The organism is Aquabacterium sp. NJ1, from assembly GCF_000768065.1.
Taxonomy (GTDB): domain Bacteria; phylum Pseudomonadota; class Gammaproteobacteria; order Burkholderiales; family Burkholderiaceae_C; genus Aquabacterium.
Genome location: NZ_JRKM01000001.1, coordinates 407,915 through 426,998 on the forward strand (window position 1 = coordinate 407,915; position 19,084 = coordinate 426,998).

At 64.3% G+C, this 19,084-nt stretch carries 22 protein-coding genes; 8 read left to right on the plus strand and 14 right to left on the minus strand.

Features of this window, described 5'->3' with window-relative positions:
* Positions 1-27 precede the first annotated feature (27 nt).
* The 4 genes from JY96_RS01780 to sigJ all read left to right on the plus strand — a co-directional run bounded on the left by JY96_RS01780 (position 28) and on the right by sigJ (position 3,118).
* On the plus strand, positions 28-1,131 hold the full coding sequence (locus tag JY96_RS01780) for an acyltransferase family protein (protein ID WP_035034455.1): 1,104 nt from the start codon (positions 28-30) through the stop codon (positions 1,129-1,131).
* Between the two features lie 81 nt (positions 1,132-1,212).
* Entirely contained in the window at positions 1,213-1,593 is a 381-nt protein-coding gene (locus JY96_RS01785) for a hypothetical protein (protein WP_035034456.1), read from the plus strand.
* A gap of 2 nt (positions 1,594-1,595) precedes the next feature.
* Positions 1,596-2,153 (plus strand): hypothetical protein, encoded by a 558-nt coding sequence (locus tag JY96_RS01790; protein ID WP_052162034.1) that lies wholly within the window; start codon positions 1,596-1,598, stop codon positions 2,151-2,153.
* The gene (sigJ, locus tag JY96_RS01795; protein WP_035034458.1) at positions 2,150-3,118 is read left to right on the plus strand and encodes an RNA polymerase sigma factor SigJ; all 969 of its coding nucleotides are present in this window, start codon (positions 2,150-2,152) and stop codon (positions 3,116-3,118) included. The genes JY96_RS01790 and sigJ overlap by 4 nt, the downstream gene beginning before the upstream one ends.
* Here the strand turns inward: sigJ and JY96_RS01800 are convergent, their stop codons facing one another.
* From JY96_RS01800 to JY96_RS01810, 3 genes are read right to left on the minus strand one after another with little or no spacing between them, the layout of a single operon-like run.
* Entirely contained in the window at positions 3,119-3,889 is a 771-nt protein-coding gene (locus tag JY96_RS01800) for an SDR family oxidoreductase (RefSeq protein WP_035034460.1), read from the minus strand.
* Positions 3,890-3,911: 22 nt separating this feature from the next.
* Entirely contained in the window at positions 3,912-4,985 is a 1,074-nt protein-coding gene (locus JY96_RS01805; protein WP_035034462.1) for a phosphotransferase family protein, read from the minus strand.
* A gap of 42 nt (positions 4,986-5,027) precedes the next feature.
* Entirely contained in the window at positions 5,028-6,257 is a 1,230-nt protein-coding gene (locus JY96_RS01810) for an acyl-CoA dehydrogenase family protein (RefSeq protein ID WP_035034464.1), read from the minus strand.
* Positions 6,258-6,368: 111 nt separating this feature from the next.
* Here JY96_RS01810 and JY96_RS01815 point away from each other — a divergent pair, with 111 nt between their 5' ends.
* Positions 6,369-7,307, plus strand: coding sequence for a LysR family transcriptional regulator (locus JY96_RS01815; protein WP_235333823.1), 939 nt, complete (start codon positions 6,369-6,371; stop codon positions 7,305-7,307).
* Here JY96_RS01815 and mog read toward each other — a convergent pair.
* Both mog and yjgA read right to left on the minus strand, forming a co-directional pair.
* Positions 7,270-7,878, minus strand: coding sequence for a molybdopterin adenylyltransferase (gene mog, locus JY96_RS01820; protein ID WP_035034467.1), 609 nt, complete (start codon positions 7,876-7,878; stop codon positions 7,270-7,272). The genes JY96_RS01815 and mog overlap by 38 nt on opposite strands.
* Before the next feature lie 2 nt (positions 7,879-7,880).
* A complete protein-coding gene (yjgA, locus tag JY96_RS01825) occupies positions 7,881-8,504 on the minus strand; it encodes a ribosome biogenesis factor YjgA (protein WP_052162035.1) in 624 nt (207 codons plus the stop codon).
* 42 nt (positions 8,505-8,546) lie between these two features.
* On the opposite strand from yjgA, the gene pmbA reads away from it, so the two are divergent.
* The 3 genes from pmbA (at position 8,547) to JY96_RS01840 (ending at position 11,757) form a co-directional block, all read left to right on the plus strand.
* Positions 8,547-9,974: a metalloprotease PmbA gene (gene pmbA, locus JY96_RS01830; protein WP_035034468.1), complete on the plus strand. Its 1,428-nt coding sequence runs from the start codon at positions 8,547-8,549 to the stop codon at positions 9,972-9,974.
* Between the two features lie 188 nt (positions 9,975-10,162).
* Positions 10,163-11,245 carry a TRAP transporter substrate-binding protein gene (locus tag JY96_RS01835; RefSeq protein ID WP_035034470.1) on the plus strand — a complete coding sequence of 361 codons (1,083 nt, stop codon included), beginning with the start codon at positions 10,163-10,165 and terminating at the stop codon, positions 11,243-11,245.
* A gap of 155 nt (positions 11,246-11,400) precedes the next feature.
* Entirely contained in the window at positions 11,401-11,757 is a 357-nt protein-coding gene (locus tag JY96_RS01840; RefSeq protein WP_035034471.1) for a hypothetical protein, read from the plus strand.
* A gap of 83 nt (positions 11,758-11,840) precedes the next feature.
* Here JY96_RS01840 and JY96_RS01845 read toward each other — a convergent pair whose 3' ends face one another.
* The 9 genes from JY96_RS01845 to JY96_RS01885 all read right to left on the minus strand — a co-directional run bounded on the left by JY96_RS01845 (position 11,841) and on the right by JY96_RS01885 (position 19,084).
* Positions 11,841-13,397 (minus strand): TRAP transporter large permease subunit, encoded by a 1,557-nt coding sequence (locus JY96_RS01845; protein WP_035040777.1) that lies wholly within the window; start codon positions 13,395-13,397, stop codon positions 11,841-11,843.
* Entirely contained in the window at positions 13,397-13,927 is a 531-nt protein-coding gene (locus JY96_RS01850; protein WP_035034474.1) for a TRAP transporter small permease subunit, read from the minus strand. Before JY96_RS01850 ends, JY96_RS01845 begins: the two co-directional genes overlap by 1 nt.
* A 10-nt stretch (positions 13,928-13,937) precedes the next feature.
* Entirely contained in the window at positions 13,938-14,291 is a 354-nt protein-coding gene (locus JY96_RS01855) for a TIGR01244 family sulfur transferase (RefSeq protein WP_035034477.1), read from the minus strand.
* Positions 14,292-14,348: 57 nt separating this feature from the next.
* A complete protein-coding gene (locus tag JY96_RS01860) occupies positions 14,349-14,795 on the minus strand; it encodes a GatB/YqeY domain-containing protein (RefSeq protein WP_035034480.1) in 447 nt (148 codons plus the stop codon).
* Between the two features lie 129 nt (positions 14,796-14,924).
* Positions 14,925-15,137: a 30S ribosomal protein S21 gene (gene rpsU, locus JY96_RS01865; RefSeq protein ID WP_012346814.1), complete on the minus strand. Its 213-nt coding sequence runs from the start codon at positions 15,135-15,137 to the stop codon at positions 14,925-14,927.
* A gap of 386 nt (positions 15,138-15,523) precedes the next feature.
* Positions 15,524-16,084, minus strand: a complete 561-nt coding sequence (gene folK, locus JY96_RS01870; protein WP_081960957.1) for a 2-amino-4-hydroxy-6-hydroxymethyldihydropteridine diphosphokinase — start codon at positions 16,082-16,084, stop codon at positions 15,524-15,526.
* Positions 16,085-16,086: 2 nt separating this feature from the next.
* On the minus strand, positions 16,087-17,643 hold the full coding sequence (pcnB, locus tag JY96_RS01875; protein ID WP_035034483.1) for a polynucleotide adenylyltransferase PcnB: 1,557 nt from the start codon (positions 17,641-17,643) through the stop codon (positions 16,087-16,089).
* Complete coding sequence (locus JY96_RS01880) at positions 17,640-18,308, minus strand: HAD family phosphatase (RefSeq protein ID WP_035034486.1); 669 nt, start codon at positions 18,306-18,308, stop codon at positions 17,640-17,642. Before JY96_RS01880 ends, pcnB begins: the two co-directional genes overlap by 4 nt.
* The gene (locus JY96_RS01885) at positions 18,305-19,084 is read right to left on the minus strand and encodes a hypothetical protein (RefSeq protein WP_052162036.1); all 780 of its coding nucleotides are present in this window, start codon (positions 19,082-19,084) and stop codon (positions 18,305-18,307) included. Before JY96_RS01885 ends, JY96_RS01880 begins: the two co-directional genes overlap by 4 nt.

Consider the following 19,084-nt stretch of genomic DNA (forward strand, 5'->3'; position numbering starts at 1 on the left):
CAAACAAATTAAAGCAGGAGTGGACACATGCGGATTCAATCCGTCGACATCGCTCGTGGGCTGTGCATCATCCTGGTTGTATGGGGACACAACGCCCAATTCACCGACACGGTGATCAACCATGCGCTGTGGACGATCCGCATGCCCATGATGTTCTTCGTGGCGGGCTCGTTCATCAAGCATCAGCAAGCTTTTCGACAACTGATGCGGGAGAAGGCCGATGCCTTGCTGAAGCCGTTCGTGGTGATGGCACTGTTGCAAGCGCCGGCCCGCATGCTCATTGGTGAAACAGACCTCACTTCCTTGGCCATCGGCCTCATGGCTGGAGGTGGCCACTACCTGCCGTGGGTCTACTACCTCTGGTACCTGCCCCACCTCTGGCTGGTGTTCATGGGCGGGCACATGCTGCTCCAAGCAGGCCGATTCGACAAGTGGCCGCCCGCGTTCCAAACCTTGAGCATCGCTCTAGCCTTGTGCGGGGGCATCTGGACCAGCAATCTGTTCCCGAGCGCGCCGTACAAGCTCGGCGACCTAAGCAAGAACCTGGCGTTCTTCATGCTGGGGTTCCTGTGTCGATCAACATGGACATCGCCCCCTGCGTCCTGGCCACCAAGAGCGGCAGCCCTGTCCACCTTGCTCGCATCCCAGTATTTGCTGCAGTCAGGCGCGGTAGACGTGTCTTCAGCGGAGTACGTCATCGCCCTCATGCTCAGTGCACTGGCTGGCATCGCGCTACTGACCGCCATCGCCAAATGGCTGGCAAGCATGCCATTGGTGAGCGCAATCCTGAGCCGGTGCGGCCGAGAGAGTCTGTTCATCCTGCTGTTTCACTGGCCCCTGCAAAACCTGGGTCGACACGCCTGGCCATGGGTACTGCCAAACAACATGCCCTGGCTCACCGCCCTCTTGAGCTGGCTGAGCAGCATCTGCCTGAGCCTCATGCTCGCACGGCTGATGCGCAGCGATTACCGGACTGCAGCCTTGTGGCTTCCCATGCAGACGGTTCGCAAGATCCGCAGCCAGGCCTCGCGAACACCGGCGCAACGCCCTGCCAGACCTGCGCGAACAGAAGCCGCAACGATCGATTTCGCAGAAACCCTGCCAGAAATCAACGCTCGCGCCATGAGATGAGGCTGCAAGGTACAGATTCGCGTCACAAAGCAGCTCCCTGATTCGTCATGAAGACATGACCATCATCTATCGGAGCTTTTCATGAATGGGCTGAAGCGCATCCTCGCACTTGGGCTGGCAGGCAATGGGCTGACCATGCTGCTGTCACCCGGTTACTGGTACGAGCACGTCCCGGGCGTCTCACTGACAGGGCCGCTGAACACGCATTTCGTGCGAGACATTGGCTGCGCCTACATGGCGGCATCCGCAGCCCTGGCCTGGGGGTTGCTCGACGCCCGGCTGGCCCGGCCCATGACCGCGCTGGCAGCCTTGTTCCTGGTCCTGCATGCGGCCGTGCACCTGTACGAGCTCAGCATGGGCATCTGCGGCTGGAGCAGTTGGTTGCGTGCGTTTCCCGGCGTGACGCTGCCGGCCCTGCTGACACTAATGACCATCGGTGTCGAACGCACCCGGAGGGCCTGATCATGTGGGGACCCAAGGCCATCATCAAGACCAGGCTGGAGGCTTTTGCCAGGCAGTTCAGCTACGACATGGGTTATGCCCATCAAATTCTCGATACCGGCATGAAGCCGTTTCGCGCGTTCTCAGGGCTGTTCACATTGGCCGCCTACCGGGACCGCCAACTGCCCCTGGCGCCCTGGTTCGCGGCCAAATGGGTGGCGACCCAAAGCGAGGGCTGCGGCCCCTGCCAGCAACTCACGCTCAACATGGCACAGCAGGAAGGCATGCCCGCATCGCTGATCAAGGCGATCAAGCTGGGTGACGAACAAGGCATGGGGCCCGATGCCGCCCTGGCTTACCGATGGGCTCGCGCCGTGATCAGCCCGCAAACAGCCCATGAAAGCGCCCACGAAGAATCCCATGAGGCCGAGCAACTGCGCCAGCAGATCAAGGACAAATGGGGAGCGCGCGGCTTGATCTCACTGACGCTGGCCATGGCGGGCGCCCGCAGCTTCCCCATGATCAAGCGGGCGCTGGGCCACGACACCGTCTGCCAATTGCTGGATGATGCCAAGCCATGAGCCCCATGGACGCCACCGCCGAGTTCGAGCAACACCGCCGCTTTCTGCGTGGCCTGGCCTACCGGATGCTGGCCTCGGTGGCCGAGGCGGAAGACGCCGTGCAGGACTGCTGGTTGAGGTGGCGCGACGTGGCACACGACGACATTGCCTCACCACGCGCCTTTCTGGCCCAGACCGTGACCCGGCTCTGCCTGGACAGGCTGACTTCAGCCCAGATGCGACGAGAGCAGTACGTGGGCGTGTGGCTGCCCGAGCCCTGGATCGACGACCCGGACACGGCCCAGGCCGGTGCAGACGAGGCCCTGGCCATGGCGCAGAACCTGGAGATCGCCTTTTTGCTGGTGCTGCAGCGCCTGACGCCCGCGGAACGCGCGGTGTTCCTGCTCAACGAGGTGTTCGATTGGGACTTTGACGCCATCGCGCAGGTGCTGGACAAAAGCCCGGCGGCCTGCCGGCAATTGGCCAGCCGGGCCAAGCGCCAACTGGCTCAGGCGTCTGCCTCGGCAGTGGGCCAGGCAGATACGCCGATCAGGCAACGTCGCCTCAGCCCCACCAGGGATGCCGCGCAGGCCACCCGCATCGCCAGTGCGTTTGCCCGCGCCTTGCAACTGGGCGATGTGCAGGCCTTGGCCGACACGCTGGCGCAGGACGTCGTGTTCATGGCCGACGGCGGGGGCAAGGTCAACTCGGTGCCTTACCCGTTGCAAGGCGCGGACAAGGTGGCCAAGGTGCTCACGGGCTTTGCGCGCCTGTGGCAGCAGGCTGTGGGCCTGGTGCAACCCGCCTGGATCAACGCGATGCCCGGCGCGGTCTTCCACGGCCCCGATGGCCAGGTCATCCAGACACTGACACTGGACATTTCCGAGGAGGGTCTGGTGTCAGGCGTCTACGTGATGCGCAACCCGGACAAGCTGCAGCATGTCCTGGCGGCCGTTATCACGGCGCGTGGTGATCAAGCCGCCTGATCAGGCAGTCAGATAACCGCCATCCACATTCAGGCAAGCGCCCGTGGTGTAGCTGGCCGCATCCGAGGCCAGGTACAGCGCGGCACCGGCCATTTCCTTGGGGTCGGCGACACGGTTGAGCGGCGTGTGCGCCATCACCACCTTGAGGATGGCGTCGTTCGTGGTCAGGGCCGAGGCGAACTTGGTGTCCGTGGCGCCCGGCAAGATGGCGTTCACGCGCACCTTCATGGCGGCGCACTCCTTGGCAAAGGCGTGCGTCATCGAGATCACGGCAGCCTTGGTGATCGAGTAGATGCCCTGCGCCATGCCGGGGATCACGCCATTGACCGAGGCGATGTTGATGATCGAGCCACCGCCGTTCTTCGCCATCAGCTTCGAGCCCTGGGCACACATGAAGAAGTAGCCGCGGATGTTCACGTCCACCGTCTTCTGGAAGGCGCCCAGATCCGTGTCGCTGATGTGCCCGAAATACGGGTTGGTGGCAGCGTTGTTGACCAGGATGTCCAGCCGGCCGAACTGCTGCTCGATGGCGGCGAACGTGGCGTCGATCTGATCCATCTCGCCCACATGGCAAGGGATCACGGAAGCCTTGCCGCCCGCATCACGGATGGACTGCGCCACGGCTTCACAAGGCTCGGCCTTGCGGCTGGAGACGATGACGTGCGCGCCATGCGCGGCCAGCAAACGGGCAATGGCCTCGCCGATGCCGCGGCTGGCGCCGGTGACGAGTGCGACCTTGCCGCTGAGATCAAAGGTATTGGGGATGCTCATGTTCTGACTTCACAAAGACGCGTCACAGAGAAGATTGGGCGATGATGCGTTCGCAGCGCTGGCCGAGGTAGTTGGCAAACGGGCCGAAGGTGGCGAACACGGGGTTGCGCGCGTTGCCTTCCTTGAAGCGCTTGTAGATCTGCTGAACGATGCCGGCCAGGCGGAACAGGCCGTACACCTCGTAGAAATCGAAGTTGGCCACGCTCCAGCCTGTGCGCTGGGCGTAGTAGTCGATGACCTCCTGGCGCGTCAGCATGCCGGGTGCGTTGGTGGGCTGGCGGCGTGAGCCCAGCATGAAGGCGTCGTCATCGGCCTGCACCCAGTAGGCCAGCGAGCTGCCCAGGTCCATCAGCGGGTCGCCCATCGTGGCCATTTCCCAGTCCAGCACGCCGATCACCTTCATCGGGTCGGCGATGTCCAGCACCACGTTGTCGAAACGGAAGTCGTTGTGGATCAGGCAGATGGCCACTTCCTGCTTGGGCTGCTTGTCGGCCAGCCACTGCATCACCGATTCGAAGTCGGACACGTCTTCGGTGCGCGCGGCACGGAAGCGCTTGCTCCAACCTTCGATCTGGCGGGCCACATAACCTTCGCCCTTGCCCAGGGTATCGAGGCCGGCGGCCTTGGCGTCCAGCATGTGCAGGTCGATCAGCTTGTCCAGCACGTTGAGGCACAGCTGGCGGGTCTTGGGCGCGTCCAGGCCCAACTCCTCAGGCAGGTTCTGGCGCGGGATCACGCCAACCAGCCGCTCCATCACATAGAACGGCGCGCCAATCACCTCCACGTCTTCGCAGATGGCGTACACATTGGGCACGGCCGGGTACACGGGCTTGAGCATCTGCATGATGCGGGCCTCGCGCACCACGTCGTGGGCCGATTTGGCGATGTGGCCAAACGGGGGGCGGCGCAGGATGAGGTCGCGGTTGTCGTAGCTCAGCAGGTAGGTCAGGTTGGAAGCGCCCCCCGGGAACTGCTTGAGTTGCGGCTCGCCTTGCAGCTCCATGCCGGCTGCGCGCAGGTAGGCGCTCACGCGCGCCAGGTCCACTTCCTCACCGGCGCGCACCTTGCCTGCGGCGTCGATCAACTTCTCGCTCATCTTGCTTGTCTCCTATTTGGTCTTTTCAACGAGGCTGGTGGTTCACGCCTCGCCGCGAGCCGCACGCTGGCGCGCCAGCTCGAACTTGGCCACCACCTTGCGGTGCACTTCATCGGGGCCGTCGGCCAGGCGCACCGTGCGCACATAGGCGGCCAGGGTGCTCAAAGGCGTGTCCAGCGTGACGCCCTGCGCGCCGTGCATCTGGATGGCCGCGTCCAGCACCACCTGCGCCATATTAGGCGCAACCACCTTGATCTGCGAGATCTCGCTCATCGCGGCCTTTACCCCCACGGTGTCCATCATCCAGGCGGCCTTGAGAGTCAGCAGGCGGGCCTGCTCGATGGCCATGCGCGCGTTGGCGATCACGTCCACATTGCCGCCAAGCTGGTTGAGCGTCTTGCCGAAGGCCACGCGCTTGTCACCACGTTCGCACATCAGCGCCAACGCGCGCTCGGCGCCACCGATGGCGCGCATGCAGTGGTGAATCCGCCCCGGGCCGAGGCGCCCCTGCGCAATCTCGAAGCCGCGGCCCAGGCCGGCAATGATGTTTTCCTTGGGCACCCGCACCTGGTCGAAGGTGACTTCGCCGTGGCCAAAAGGCTCGTCGTACACACCAAAGGCCGGCAGCATGCGCTCGATCTTCACGCCGGGGGTGTCCAGCGGCACCAGGATCATCGAGTGGCGCTTGTGGCGCTCGGCCGTCGGGTCTGTCAGGCCCATGAAGATCAGGATCTTGCAGTTGGGGTGGCCGATGCCGGAGCTGAACCACTTGCGGCCATTGACAACCACCTCGTCGCCATCGGGCACCGCAGTGGCCTCCATATTGGTCGCATCCGACGAGGCCACATCGGGCTCGGTCATGCAGAAGGCCGAGCGGATCTCGCCGGCCAGCAAGGGCTTCAACCAGCGGTCCTGCTGCGCGGGCGAGCCGTACATGTGCAGCACTTCCATGTTGCCGGTGTCAGGTGCGTTGCAGTTGAATACTTCGGCGGCCATGGTGTTGTAGCCCATCAGTTCAGCCAGGGCCGCGTACTCGACGACCTTCAGGCCGGCGCCATGGTGAGGGTCAGGCAGAAACAGGTTCCACAAGCCGGCCGCCTTGGCCTTGGCCTTGAGGTCTTCCATCAGGGCGGGCTGGCGCCACTGCCGCCAGTCGGGCGAGCCGCTCATCTGCGCGTGGTACGCCTCTTCAGCGGGGATCACGTGGTCGCGCATGAAAGCCTTGACGCGTTCGATGTATTCCTTCGCACGGGGTGAGTATCCGAAGTCCATGGGCTGCTCTCTTTCTGGCGGATGTGTGTGTCGCGTGTTTGCCGATGCGCGCCAGTGTAGAAACCCACCAAGGATGAATCAAATGAATTATGTGAATTCAGATACATTCACATGATGAATTTGAGCAAGATCGACCTGAATCTGTTCCTGGTGTTTGATGTCATCGTGCAGACCGGCTCGCTCACCGCCGCCGCGCGTGAACTGCACCTGAGCCAACCGGCGGTCAGCCATGCCCTCGCCCGCCTGCGAGAGGCTTTGGGCGACCCGCTGTTCACGCGGCAAGGCCGGCGCATGCTACCCACGCCTTACGCACGTGCCTTGACCGCATCGGTGCGGCAGGCCTTGAACACCTTGCAAACGGGCATCAAAGGCCCACAGCAAGGTTTCGAGCCCACCCGATCAGACCGCGTGTTCACCATCGGCATGCGCGACATCCTGGAATCCCTCACCCTGCCCGGCCTGATGGCGCACATTCGCCAGCACGCGCCGGGCATCAGCGTCAACAGCATCCAGGTGGAACGCCACGACATCGCCGACGCGCTGCGGCAAGGCCGTGTGGATGCGGCGGTCGACATCGCCTTGCCCGTGTCAGCAGAGGTCAGCCACACCCGGCTGGTGCTGGACAAACTGGTGGTGGTGGCCCGGGCGGATCACCCGGTCATCGGCAAAGGCCCCTTGCGCCTGGACACCTACCTGGACGCCTCGCACGTGCTCGTATCCGCACGCCGTCAAGGCCTGGGGCTGGAAGATTACGAGTTGAGCCGCCAGGGCCTGAGGCGGCAGATCGGCCTGCGTTGCCGCCATTACTTCGCCGGCTGCCGTGTGGTCAGCCAGACGGACATGCTGCTGACCATGCCCGAGCAATACGCCCGGGTGGCCAACCAGCATTTTGACAACGCGCTGCACAGCTTCCCGCTGTCAGCGGCACAGCTCGACGCCCACCTGTACTGGAACGCCGCGCTGGATGACGACCCGACCAACCGGTGGTTCCGTCAGCGGGTCATCGAGGCGGTCAAGCAGGAACTGGCCGCCGTGCGGACTTCGGCCTGAAGGCGTCGCACACCGCGGCATGGGTCTCGATGTAGGGCCCGCCGATCAGGTCGATGCAATACGGCACGGCCGCAAAGATGCCCGGCACGATGGATTGGCCTTCGGCATTGCGCAGGCCTTCGAGCGTCTCGGCAATGGACTTGGGCTGACCAGGCAGGTTCAGGATCAGGGCCTGCTTGCGGATCACTGCGGTCTGACGAGACAGGATGGCCGTGGGCACGAAGCGCAGGCTGATCTGGCGCATCTGCTCGCCAAAACCCGGCATTTCCTTGTCGGCCACGTCCAGCGTGGCTTCGGGCGTCACGTCCCGCGGCGCAGGCCCGGTGCCGCCGGTGGTCAGCACCAGGTGGCAGCCTTCCACATCCACCAGTTCGCGCAGCGTTTGCGCGATCAGTTCGCGCTCATCGGCAATCAGGCGCGGCACCCAGGTCACCGGGTTGCGCACCGCCCTGCCCAGCCAGTCCTGCAAGGCGGGCAGGCCCTTGTCTTCATAGACACCGGTGCTGGCGCGGTCGCTGATGGACACCACGCCAATGCGAACAGCTTCAAACGCGTGACTCGTCTCGGCCATGTTCAATCTTCCAGATCGGCGTCGTCATCGACGTGGGTGCGCGTGACAGGCACGGCCGCCTGGCTTTCCATCGTCTGCTTGATGTACTGGAACAACTCGCGGTAGGCGCGGCCGCTGCGCTTCTCGGGCACCAGGGCGGCATCCTTGCGCGCGTTGCGGATCAGCGTGCGCAGCTGCTGAAGGTCCGTGCCGGGATAGGTGTCGGCCCAACGCGTCACGGCTTCCTTGTCGTCCTCGGCCAACAGTTCGGCACGCCAGCGCTCGGCCTGGTGCAAAGCCAGGGCGTTGCGGGCATGGCCCAGCTGGAAGGCGGCCACGGCCTCGCGCAGGGGGGCGGCATCCACCTCGCGCATCACCTTGCCGATAAATTGCAGCTGGCGCCGTTTGCCTTCAAAAGACTTGGTCTTCTTCCAGGCGTCCAGCGCGTCGCGCAGGCGCTCGGGCATGTCGAGGTCTTTCAGGCGGCTGTCAGGCAACTCCAGCAACTGCTTGCCCAGATCCTGCAGATCCGCGCTTTCGCGCTTGAGCATGCTCTTACTGGGCTTGGTGTAGCCGTAGGCAGCGCCGTGTGGCGCGTCGTCTTCAGGGTCAAACCCCGAGTCTTGATCAATATGGTTCGGATTCATGTCCTCGCTATGATACGGGGGCACTCTCAAAGCAACCAGAACATGGCCGCCCAAAAATCAAAGATCGCTCCAAAGTCCACGTCTCAAAGCGCGGGCAAATCACATGCTGAAACCAATTCCGGCTTTGCCTACAGCCGAGAGCAGTTCCAGCAGCTGATCGAAGACACCCTGGCCATCGCCAAGAAACTGGGCGCCACCGATGCAGCCGCCGAGGTGTCCGAAGGCGCTGGCCTGTCGGTCTCCGTGCGCAAGGGCAAGCTGGAAAACGTCGAGCGCAACCGCGACAAGAGCATCGGCGTGTCCGTGTATGTGGGCCAGCGCCGCGGCAACGCCAGCACCTCTGACTTTTCGCCCCAGGCGCTGGAGCAGACGGTGCGCGCCGCTTACGACATCGCCCGCTACACCGCTGAAGACCCCGCTGCCGGCCTGCCGGACGTGGAAGACCTCGCGCTGGGCCGTGCCGCCAAGAAGGATCTGGATCTGTTCCACCCCTGGGCGATTGATGCCGAGGCCGCCGCCGAACTGGCGCGCCGCTGCGAGGACGCCGCCATGGTGGTGGACCCACGCATCACCAATTCCGAAGGCGGCGGCGTGTCGGCACAACAATCGCATTTCTGGGCCGGCAACAGCCGTGGCTTCCGTGGCGGTTACGCCAGTTCGCGCCACTCACTGTCGGTGTCGCCCATCGCGGGCCGTGGCAACGACATGCAGCGCGACTTCTGGTACACGTCCGAGCGCGACGCCCGCGACATGGCCCGCCCCGAAGCCGTGGGCCGCTACGCCGCCGAGCGCGCACTCGCGCGATTGAAATCCCGCAAGATCGCCACCTGCGAAGTGCCCGTGCTGTTCGAAAACACCTTGGCCGCCGGCCTGCTGGGCGCCTATGTGCAAGCGACCAGCGGTGGCAGCCTGTACCGCAAGGCCACCTTCCTGCTCGACAGCCTGGGCAAGCCCGTCTTCCCCAAGCACATCAGCATCACGGAAGACCCACACATCCTCAAGGCCAAAGGCAGCGCACCGTTCGACGACGAAGGCGTGCTCACGCGCAAGCGCCAGGTGGTGAAGAACGGTGTGGTGCAAGGCTACTTCCTGTCGAGCTACTCGGCCCGCAAGCTGGGCATGCGCACGACCGGCCATGCTGGTGGCTCGCAGAACCTCGTGCTGCACAGCCGCCTCACCGACCCGAAGGACAACCTCAAGGCCATGCTCAAGAAACTGGGCACCGGCCTGTTCGTGACCGAGCTGATGGGCCAGGGCGTGAACTACGTGACCGGCGATTACTCGCGCGGCGCAGCCGGCTACTGGGTCGAGAACGGGGTCATCCAGTACCCGGTGCACGAGATCACCATCGCAGGCCACCTGGGCGAGATGTTCAAGCAGATCGTGGCCGTGGGCGCCGATGCCTACACCTACGGCAGCAAGACCATCGGCTCGGTGCTGATCGAGAAAATGAAGATCGCCGGGCACTGAGCTTTCAGCCGGGCTTGACACGTTGGGGTCACGTTGGTGCGACGCCACGCCTGCCTCACGTTTCGCCCCCGTTCATCCCCCTAAGACGGCCGCAACCGGGTAAGCCCTGCGTTGGCGGCCGTTTTCCTACGCGCTCGCACTCCTAGAATCCAGCCGTTCACCCCCAGCAGACGCTCAGGAGCCCCTACATGCAACGTCGTTCCTTCATCAACCACGCAGGTCTGGCAGGCGTGCTGGCTGCCGGCGCAGCCCCCGCCATCGTCCACGCGCAAACCACCATCCGCTGGCGCCTGGCCTCCAGCTTCCCCAAGTCGTTGGACACCATCTTTGGCGCCGCTGATGTCTTCGCCAAGAAGATGAGCGAGATGTCGGGCGGCAAGTTCCAGATCTCCGTGCATGCAGGTGGCGAATTGATGCCCCCGTTCGGCGTGGTCGATGGCGTGCAGAACGGCACGGTCGAGATGGCCCACACCGCGCCCTATTACTTCGTGGGCAAGGACGAGACCTTCGCGATCGGCTGCGCCATCCCCTTCGGCCTGAACTCGCGCCAGATGACCGCCTGGATGTACGAAGGCAACGGCCTCAAGCTGATGCGCGAGTTCTACGCCAAGTACAACATCATCAGCTTCCCGGGCGGCAACACCGGTGCCCAGATGGGTGGCTGGTTCCGCAAACCCATCAAGTCTGTCGAAGACATGAAGGGCCTGAAGATGCGCATCGGGGGCTTTGCCGGCAAGGTCATCGCGCGCCTGGGTGCCGTGCCCCAGAACATCCCTGGCGGCGAGATCTACCAGGCCCTGGAAAAAGGCACGATCGATGCGGCCGAGTGGGTTGGCCCGTATGACGACCAGAAGCTGGGCTTCCACAAAGTGGCGCCCTACTACCACTTCCCAGGCTGGTGGGAAGGTGGCCCGCAGCTGGACTTCTTCATCAACCAGAAGGCCTATGACGGCCTGAGCGCCGAATACAAGGCCATGATCGAAGCGGCTTCTTCGCAGGCGCATATCGAGATGCAGGCGCGCTACGACGCCCGCAACCCCTTGGCGCTCAAGCAACTGGTGGCCGCCAAGACCCAGCTGGTGCAATTCCCCAAGACGGTCATGGACGCCTCGTTCAAGGCCTCGATGGACATTTACAGCGAGCTGAGCGAGAAGAACCCCAACTGGCGCAAGGTCTATGCCGATTACGCCAAGTTCCGGGGCGACCAGAACCTGTGGTTCCGCTTCACCGAAGCCACGTTTGACCGCTACATGCAGGCCGCCAAGCTGTGACCCGCGGGTAATCCATCACCAAAAAAGGGCCTGCGGGCCCTTTTTCTATGGCGCTTGTCCTTGGACAATGTCCACAGGCACGGTACATGCTCAAGTAGGGCATGCAACCGGTCGATTTACCCGGGGCAGCCTATCCCCGTGTCAGGACAGCCTCCATGAGTTTTGCCCCCCTCTCCGCGCGCCACGGCGCCGGCCACCACCGTCGGCAGCACGGCATCCTGCCTCTGCGTGCCCTGCACGCGCACCATGACTGGGGCGAACACGCGCTGCAGCGCACCTGGCGCACCGTCAGCGTGATCTGCCTGGTCCTGAGCCTGGGCAACGCCTTCGTTGCACGCTTGCCTGCCATCTTGTTGCTGCTGGCCAGCATCTGGGCCCACTTCAAAGGCAACCCGACACAAGGTGCGCGGCTGGCCGCTCACCCGCTCATTGGCGCCCCGTGGCGCTGGTGGATGCACCGGGGCCGCCACCACCTGCCCGCCCAGGCACCGGACACCACGCCCCAGATATGAAAAGGCCTCCCGCGTGGAGGCCTTTTCATTGGTGACGACGACGCCGTCGAGGCGCGCTGACAGCAGGAGTTGGCACGACTTGATCAGTGCGTGCCAGCCGCCTCCACCGCATCCTTGACGGCCTTGGTCGGATCCTCTTCGGCGGGCTCATCGGGTGCGGGCATGGAGGGCGCCGCTTCAGGCGTTGCCGCCCCGTCCGCAGCGCTGGCTGCAGAGGCGGCGTCATCCGGTGCAGCCATGTCCTCGATCTTCATCTCGATCTTGACGTCGTCCACGTTGACGTTCTGCTCCTTGTCGAGCCAGTAGGTAACCGAGCCCGGCCAGAAGATCACCACGGCCACCAGCGCCAGTTGCATCAGCACCCAGGGAATGGCGCCCAGGTAGATGTCCTTGGACAGGATGGGCCGCTCGATGGCGCCGTTCTTGTAGATCTGGTCGGCGATGCCACGCAGGTAGAACAGCGCAAAACCGAAGGGCGGGTGCATGAAACTGGTCTGCATGTTCACGCACAGCAGCACGCCGAACCAGACCAGGTTGATGCCCAGCTTGTCAGCCACAGGTGCCAGCAACGGCACGATGATGAAGGCGATCTCGAAGAAATCCAGGAAAAAGGCCAGGAAGAACACGAAGAGGTTCACCACGATCAGGAAGCCCACCGCGCCGCCTGGCAGGCTGGTGAGCATGTGCTCGATCCACTTGCTGCCGTCCACGCCCTGGAACACCAGCGAGAACACACTGGAGCCCAGCAGGATGAAGATCACCATGGCAGTGACGCGCATGGTCGAGTCCATGGCCTGCCAGATCAGCTTGGGGGTCAGGCGCTTGTGCAGGGCGGCCAGCACCATGCCGCCCACGGCACCCAGTGCCCCTGCCTCGGTGGGCGTGGCCAGCCCCATGAACAGCGTGCCCAGCACCAGGAAGATCAGCACGACCGAAGGCAGCATGCCCCACATCACGCGCTTGACCAGGGCCCAGCCTCGCTCGGTGCGAGCCTCTTCAGGCAAGGGCGGCACCCATTGCGGCTTCAGGATCGCCACACCCAGGGTGTAGAGCAGGAAGATGCCGGTCTGCAAGATGGACGGGCCGATGGCGCCGCGGTACATGTCGCCCACGGAGCGGCCCAACTGGTCTGCCAGGATCACCAGCACCAGGGAAGGCGGAATGAGCTGCGTGATGGTGCCGGAAGCGGCGATCACACCCGTGGCATAGCGCATGTTGTAGCCGTTGCGCATCATCACGGGCAAGGAGATGACGCCCATGGCGATCACGCTGGCGGCCACCGTGCCGGTGATGGCACCCAGGATGGCGCCCACGATGATCACGGCAAAGCCCAGCCCCCCCGGCTTGCTGCCGAACAACTGGCCCGTGCCTTCCAGCAGGTCTTCCGCCAGGCCACAGCGCTCCAGGATGGCGCCCATGAAGGTGAAGAAGGGGATCGACAGCAGCAGCTCGTTGGACACGATGCCAAACAAGCGCAACGGCAGGTTGGACATGAAGGCTTCAGGGAAGAAGCCTTGCGACACCGCGTAGTAGCCAAAGCCCAGCCCCAGGCCACCCAGGGTGAAAGCCACCGGAAAGCCAACCAGCATGGCCAGCACCAGCGAGCCGAACATGATCGGCGCCAGATGTTGCATCTCGATCATTGCAGCGGCCTCTCGTAGTGCAGATCGAGGTTGGACGTACCGCGCAAGAATCCGATGCGTTTGAACAGTTCCGCCAGCCCTTGCAGGCCGACCAGCCCGAAGCCCAGCGGGATCGCCAGCTTGATCGGCCAGCGGATCAGGCCGCCGGCACTGGGCGAGGTTTCGTGCTCGGCATAGGCCTCCAGCACGAACGGCCAAGCCATGTGCACAACGATGGCGCACATGGGCAACAGCACCAACGCAATGCCCAGCAGGTCGATCCAGGCCTTGGTGCGTGGTTTGAGCCCGCCGTAGACCACATCCACACGCACGTGCTCGTTGAGACGAAGCAGCATGGGTGCCCCGGCAAACACCGCCATGCCAAAGAGGTACCACTGCACCTCCAGCCAGGCGTTGGAGCCGATGCTGAAGGCATAGCGCAGCGAGGCGTTGCCCGCACTGATCAGGCAGGCGGCCAGCAAGGCCCAGGATGCGAACACGCCGCACCAGCGCGACACCGCATCCATCAAGCGGATGTAGCTTTGCATCGAAGCGCCCTTATTCGCCGAGGGCCACGGCCTGCATGTACAGCCTGGTCGAACGCGCACCACTGCGGCAGAACATCAGCAGCGGGCGTGGCAGGCTCTTGAGCAAGGCCGCGCACTGGGCGATCTCTTCAGGCGACTGGTAGCCGCCCTGCACCGGCAAGTGGGCATAAGCCAGGCCTGCGGCCTTGGCCGCAGCCTCGATGGCGGCGCTGGTGGGCTGATCGGGGCCACCTTCCATGTCGGGGCGGTTGTTGATCACGGCCTTGAACCCTGCTTCAGCGGCAGAAGCCATGGCTTCGGGCGTCAGTTGGGGGGCAGCGTAAACATCTTCAGCAATGGGCTGCAGCGACACGGAATTGCTCATGGTGGACCCTGTTTGATGGATGGGGAAGTATCACGCAAACAACGTGATGAACCGAGATCAACCGGCCAGCGCGGCCTTCACGGCGGCCGAGACCAGGCCCATGTCCGCCTGACCAGCCAAGCGCTGCTTGACGGCGCCCATGACCTTGCCCATGTCACCAGGGCCGGATGCACCCAGTTCGGCCACGATGGCCTTGACGGCCGCGGTGACCTCATCGGCGCTCAAACGCTTGGGCAGGTAGGCCTCCAGCACCACGATCTCGGACTTTTCCTTGTCAGCCAGGTCCTGGCGGCCACCGGCTTCGTACTGCTGCGCCGCGTCCTTGCGCTGCTTGATCAGCTTGTCGACGATGGCCACGATCAGGGTGTCGTCCAGCTCCACGCGCTCATCGACTTCCTTTTGCTTCATCGCGGCCAGCAGCATGCGGATGGTGCCCAGGCGCTCGGCTTCCTTGGCGCGCATGGCGTTCTTCATGTCTTCGGTGATGCGTTCTTTGAGGCTCATGGTGTCAGCTCGGTCAAAAAGGTGTCAGGAAAAAGCAAAAGCCCGCATGGGCGTCCCCGCGCGGGCTTTGGTGCCGACCCGGCTACAGCGCGATCAGCGCATGGTGCGGGTGAGACAGCAAGAAGCGAATCAGTACAGCTTCTTGGGCAGCTGCATGCTGCGCACGCGCTTGTAGTGGCGCTTGACGGCGGCAGCCTTCTTGCGCTTGCGTTCAGCGGTGGGCTTTTCGTAGAACTCGCGAGCGCGCAGTTCGGTCAGCAGGCCCAGCTTTTCAATGGTGCGCTTGAAGCGGCGCAGGGCCACGTCGAACGGCTCGTTTTCCTTGACACGGATGGTCGTCATTACAGATTCGCTTTCAGATTGAATGCATTCACAGGGCTGCCGCATGGCCACCGGTTGATTGCTTCAAGTTTGCTGCACAAAACCCGCAAGGGGTCTGCTCGTAGCCACCAGGGTCTGGGCCCGCTCCCGTGTTCCACGTCCGGAATTCGCGGACGAAAACGGGTTGACCGGTCTCGGTGTGCACGGCGCTGCTCAAAACGCTCGCTGGCTGAAACCCGAAAGTTTCACCACCGGTGGACTTCTTTGCAAACACGCAACGAAGCCCCACCAACAAAGCCTGAGATTCTACCCCGGTTTTGATCAATATTCCAGTGCGCAAGCCATTTTGGCTGGAAATCTGCCCGAATCGGCGCTAATCCGCCAGGGTCAGACAGGTTTAGGCGCGCTCAAACAGCCCAATCGGGCGATGCCAGCCGCTCGATGCCCTGGCTTTGGGCCAGTTTTTGACGCGTGGCGGCATCCGGCAGCGTCGGGCCTGCGGGATCACCCAGGCTGGCCAGGACCTCGGCCAAAGGCTCCAGCACGAAGGCACGCGCCATCATGCGCGGGTGCGGCAAGACCAGTAAAGGGCCCTGGCAGTGACAGGCACCGTAGTCCAGCAAGTCCAGATCGAGCGTGCGGGGGGCGTTCTGATAAGGGCGCTCCCGGTCGTGGGCCAGTTCCAGCGCCTGCAAGGCACGCAACAGCTCGCGTGGCCCCAGGCAAGACTGCAGCGCCACCACGGCGTTGAGGTAATCCGGGCCGGAGGATTCAACCGGGCGGGTGCGGTACAGCGAGGACACCGCCTCGACTCGGGTACCCGGCAAGCCCTGCAGGCCTGCCACGGCGGCGCGAAGGCGCACCTGCACATCGCCCAGATTGCCCCCCAGGCCGATGAAGACGCGCTGCCTGGGCACCGCCGACAAGGCCGGCACAAGCGACGGCAACGCAGGCTGGCTCGGGCCCATGCTCAATCCGAGTCCCCACCCGTCGGGGCCGAGGCGCCACCACCCTCACCTGCCGGCTTGCGGCGGCGACGGCGGCGTTTCTTGGCAGGGGCGTCACCGGCGCCCGCAGGCTCGTTGTCGCCCGAGGCCACACGGGCCTGGCGCTTGGCCGTGTCCTGCTGACGGGCCACGTCCATGAGGTCGCGGCGTTCGTTGTTGTCAGCCAGGGAGAAGTCTTCCCACCACTTGGCCAGCTCGGGGTCGGCCTCGCCTGCGGCGGCACGCAGACGCAGGAAGTCGAAACCAGCACGGAAGCGCGGCTGCTCGACCAGGGTCAGCGGGCCATTGCCGGAGCGGCGGTCAAAGCGCGGCTGCATGGTCCAGATCTCGCGCATGTCGGCGGCCAGCTTGCCTCGGCCAGAGATGTCGCCGATGCGGGCGTCGAACACGGCGTCCGTGGCCGATTGCAGCGCGGGGAACGGCGGCTCGCCCTGCGCCTGGTTGCGCTTCCAGTGCTCCAGCACGTCGTGCCACAACAGGCAAGCCAGCAGGAAGCTGGGCGCCACGGGCTTGCCTTCAGACACGCGGCGATCCGTGTCGGCCAGGGCCAGTTGCACGAACTGGTCGCGCCCCGGGTGGCGACGCGCCTCGTCGAACACGGCATCCAGGATCGGGAACACGCCGCGATCCAGGCCTTGCTTGCGCAATTGCTCCAGCGATGCGCTGGCGTGGCCGGTCTGCAGCAGCTTGATCATCTCGTCAAACAGGCGCGACTGCGGCACGTTGGCCAGCAACTCGGCCATGTTCTGCAGCGGCTCGCGCGTCTTGGGCTCGATCTCGAAACCCAGCTTGGCCGCGAAACGCACCACACGGATGATGCGCACCGGGTCTTCGCGATAGCGGGTCTCCGGGTCACCGATCATGCGCAAGACGCGCTTCTTGGCGTCCTTGATGCCACCATGGTAGTCCACCACCACGCCGGTGTGCGGGTCGTAGTACATGGCGTTGACGGTGAAGTCGCGGCGGGCGGCATCCTGGTCCTGCGGACCCCAGACGTTATCGCGCAGCACGCGGCCACTGGCATCCACCACGTGGGTCTTGTCGGCCAGCTCCTTGCGGGAGGTCTTTTCATTGCCCGCCACCTGCTCGGCCGCGTCGGCGTCCAGGTAGGCGCGGAAGGTCGAAACCTCGATCACCTCGTGCTCGCGGCCTCGGCCGTACACCACGTGGACGATGCGGAAGCGCCGACCAATGATGAAGGCGCGGCGGAACAGGCCCTTGACCTGCTCGGGCGTGGCGTTGGTGGCCACGTCGAAGTCCTTGGGGCGATGCCCGAGGATCAGGTCACGGACGGCGCCGCCCACGATGTAGGCCTCGTAACCGGCATCCTGCAAGGTCTCCACCACCTTGCGGGCACGGTCGTCCACCAGGGACAGGTCGATGCCGTGCTCGCTGGCGGGTACCTCCACGCGCTTGCCGGTCGGGATACGCGGCGCTTTGGCCGAACGCCCGCCTGCGGTGCTCGTGCGCTTTTTGGCCGGGGTCTTGCCCAGGATCTTGTCTATCAGGCTTTTGATCATGCAAACAGTCGAAGAATGCGCCAGCCACGCTCTTGGGCGACGGCTTCCAGCGCAGGGCTGGGATTGGTGGCCACCGGGTCGTTGGCGCGCTCCAGCAGGGGCAGGTCGTTAGGGGAGTCACTGTAGAAGCTGACGCGATCGAAATCGCCCAGCTGCCGTCCCCGATCGGCCAGCCATTGTTCCACACGTGTGATTTTGCCCTCTCGGAAGGAGGGCACGCCGTCAATGTCACCCGTGACACGCCCCTGGGCATCCCTGGCCAGCCGGACGGCCAGCAACTCGGGCACCTTGAAGGCATCGGCGATGGGGCGGGTGACGAACTCGTTGGTGGCCGTGACGATGGCGATCAGGTCGCCCTGCGCACGATGCTGCTCCACCAGCTCGATGGCTTGCGGCTGCATGGCCGGCAGGATCACGTCATCCATGAAAGCCTGCTGCAGTGCCAGCTGGCCTGCGGGATCGAGCTGCCGCCAGATGCTGGTGGTGAACTGGATGTACTCGCCCAGCACCAGGGTGCCATCGCAATACTGCTGGTAGAAACCGTCGTTGCGCCGACGGTACTCGACCGCATCAGCCAGGCCCTGGCGAATCAGGAACTCGCCGAACTCGTGGTCGGAGTCCAGCGGCAACAAGGTGTGGTCCAGATCAAACAGACAGAGGTTCATGCGGTCTCCAGGGCCAGCATTTGTTTCAACAGGGGCACGGTGACCTCGCGGTGTTCCGCCAGGGCGAAGCGGTCCAGCCGGTCCAGCAGGCCCATCAGGAAGCCCAGATCACGGCTGTAGCGGGTCAGCAGGTAGCTCACCACACCCTCACCCAACGCGATACCTCGGCGTGAGGCTTCGTGCTGCAAGGCGGCGCGCAGGCCGGCTTCGTCCAGCGAGGCCAAGGCAAAAGTCAGGCCCCAGCCCAGGCGGGTGCGCAGGTCATCGCGCACGGGCAGATCCACCGCAGGCACGGCACCGGCGGCCAGGATCAACAAAGGGCCGCTGCCTCGCTCTTCAAGCTGCCCGCTGGCTTGTGCTGCCAGCGAGCTGGCGGATTCGATGAACAGGTTGAAGGCCAGATGCTGGTGGTCCTCACCCAGGCTGTCGCATTCGTCGATCACGGCCAGCGTGGGCATCATCGGATCTTCGGCATCCCACATCTGGCAGGTCTGTGCATTGAGCCAGATGGCGCCAAAGCCCATGGCCAAGGCGCGCTCGACCATCGCGCGCAAGAGATGTGTCTTGCCTGCACCGGCAGCGCCCCAGATGTAGGCGGGCGACAGCGCGCCCTCGACATGCGGCCAAGCGCGCAGCCAGTTCAGCAGGGGCTCGTTGCCACCGACGATGAAGTCATCCAGGCCCTGCATGACAGCCGGCCCCAGGTCCAGCGGGATCTGGCGCATGGGGGTGGCGCGTTGTTCCGTGCGGTCTGCCACGGCTTCCAGAGTCGTCAC

Coding starts and splice junctions, on each gene's coding strand:
- JY96_RS01780 (WP_035034455.1), top strand. CDS start 28: ATGCGGATTCAATCCGTCGACATCGCTCGTGGGCTGTGCATCATCCTG.
- JY96_RS01785 (WP_035034456.1), top strand. CDS start 1,213: ATGAATGGGCTGAAGCGCATCCTCGCACTTGGGCTGGCAGGCAATGGG.
- JY96_RS01790 (WP_052162034.1), top strand. CDS start 1,596: ATGTGGGGACCCAAGGCCATCATCAAGACCAGGCTGGAGGCTTTTGCC.
- sigJ (WP_035034458.1), top strand. CDS start 2,150: ATGAGCCCCATGGACGCCACCGCCGAGTTCGAGCAACACCGCCGCTTT.
- JY96_RS01800 (WP_035034460.1), bottom strand. CDS start 3,889: ATGAGCATCCCCAATACCTTTGATCTCAGCGGCAAGGTCGCACTCGTC.
- JY96_RS01805 (WP_035034462.1), bottom strand. CDS start 4,985: ATGAGCGAGAAGTTGATCGACGCCGCAGGCAAGGTGCGCGCCGGTGAG.
- JY96_RS01810 (WP_035034464.1), bottom strand. CDS start 6,257: ATGGACTTCGGATACTCACCCCGTGCGAAGGAATACATCGAACGCGTC.
- JY96_RS01815 (WP_235333823.1), top strand. CDS start 6,369: ATGATGAATTTGAGCAAGATCGACCTGAATCTGTTCCTGGTGTTTGAT.
- mog (WP_035034467.1), bottom strand. CDS start 7,878: ATGGCCGAGACGAGTCACGCGTTTGAAGCTGTTCGCATTGGCGTGGTG.
- yjgA (WP_052162035.1), bottom strand. CDS start 8,504: ATGAATCCGAACCATATTGATCAAGACTCGGGGTTTGACCCTGAAGAC.
- pmbA (WP_035034468.1), top strand. CDS start 8,547: ATGGCCGCCCAAAAATCAAAGATCGCTCCAAAGTCCACGTCTCAAAGC.
- JY96_RS01835 (WP_035034470.1), top strand. CDS start 10,163: ATGCAACGTCGTTCCTTCATCAACCACGCAGGTCTGGCAGGCGTGCTG.
- JY96_RS01840 (WP_035034471.1), top strand. CDS start 11,401: ATGAGTTTTGCCCCCCTCTCCGCGCGCCACGGCGCCGGCCACCACCGT.
- JY96_RS01850 (WP_035034474.1), bottom strand. CDS start 13,927: ATGCAAAGCTACATCCGCTTGATGGATGCGGTGTCGCGCTGGTGCGGC.
- JY96_RS01855 (WP_035034477.1), bottom strand. CDS start 14,291: ATGAGCAATTCCGTGTCGCTGCAGCCCATTGCTGAAGATGTTTACGCT.
- JY96_RS01860 (WP_035034480.1), bottom strand. CDS start 14,795: ATGAGCCTCAAAGAACGCATCACCGAAGACATGAAGAACGCCATGCGC.
- rpsU (WP_012346814.1), bottom strand. CDS start 15,137: ATGACGACCATCCGTGTCAAGGAAAACGAGCCGTTCGACGTGGCCCTG.
- folK (WP_081960957.1), bottom strand. CDS start 16,084: ATGGGCCCGAGCCAGCCTGCGTTGCCGTCGCTTGTGCCGGCCTTGTCG.
- pcnB (WP_035034483.1), bottom strand. CDS start 17,643: ATGATCAAAAGCCTGATAGACAAGATCCTGGGCAAGACCCCGGCCAAA.
- JY96_RS01880 (WP_035034486.1), bottom strand. CDS start 18,308: ATGAACCTCTGTCTGTTTGATCTGGACCACACCTTGTTGCCGCTGGAC.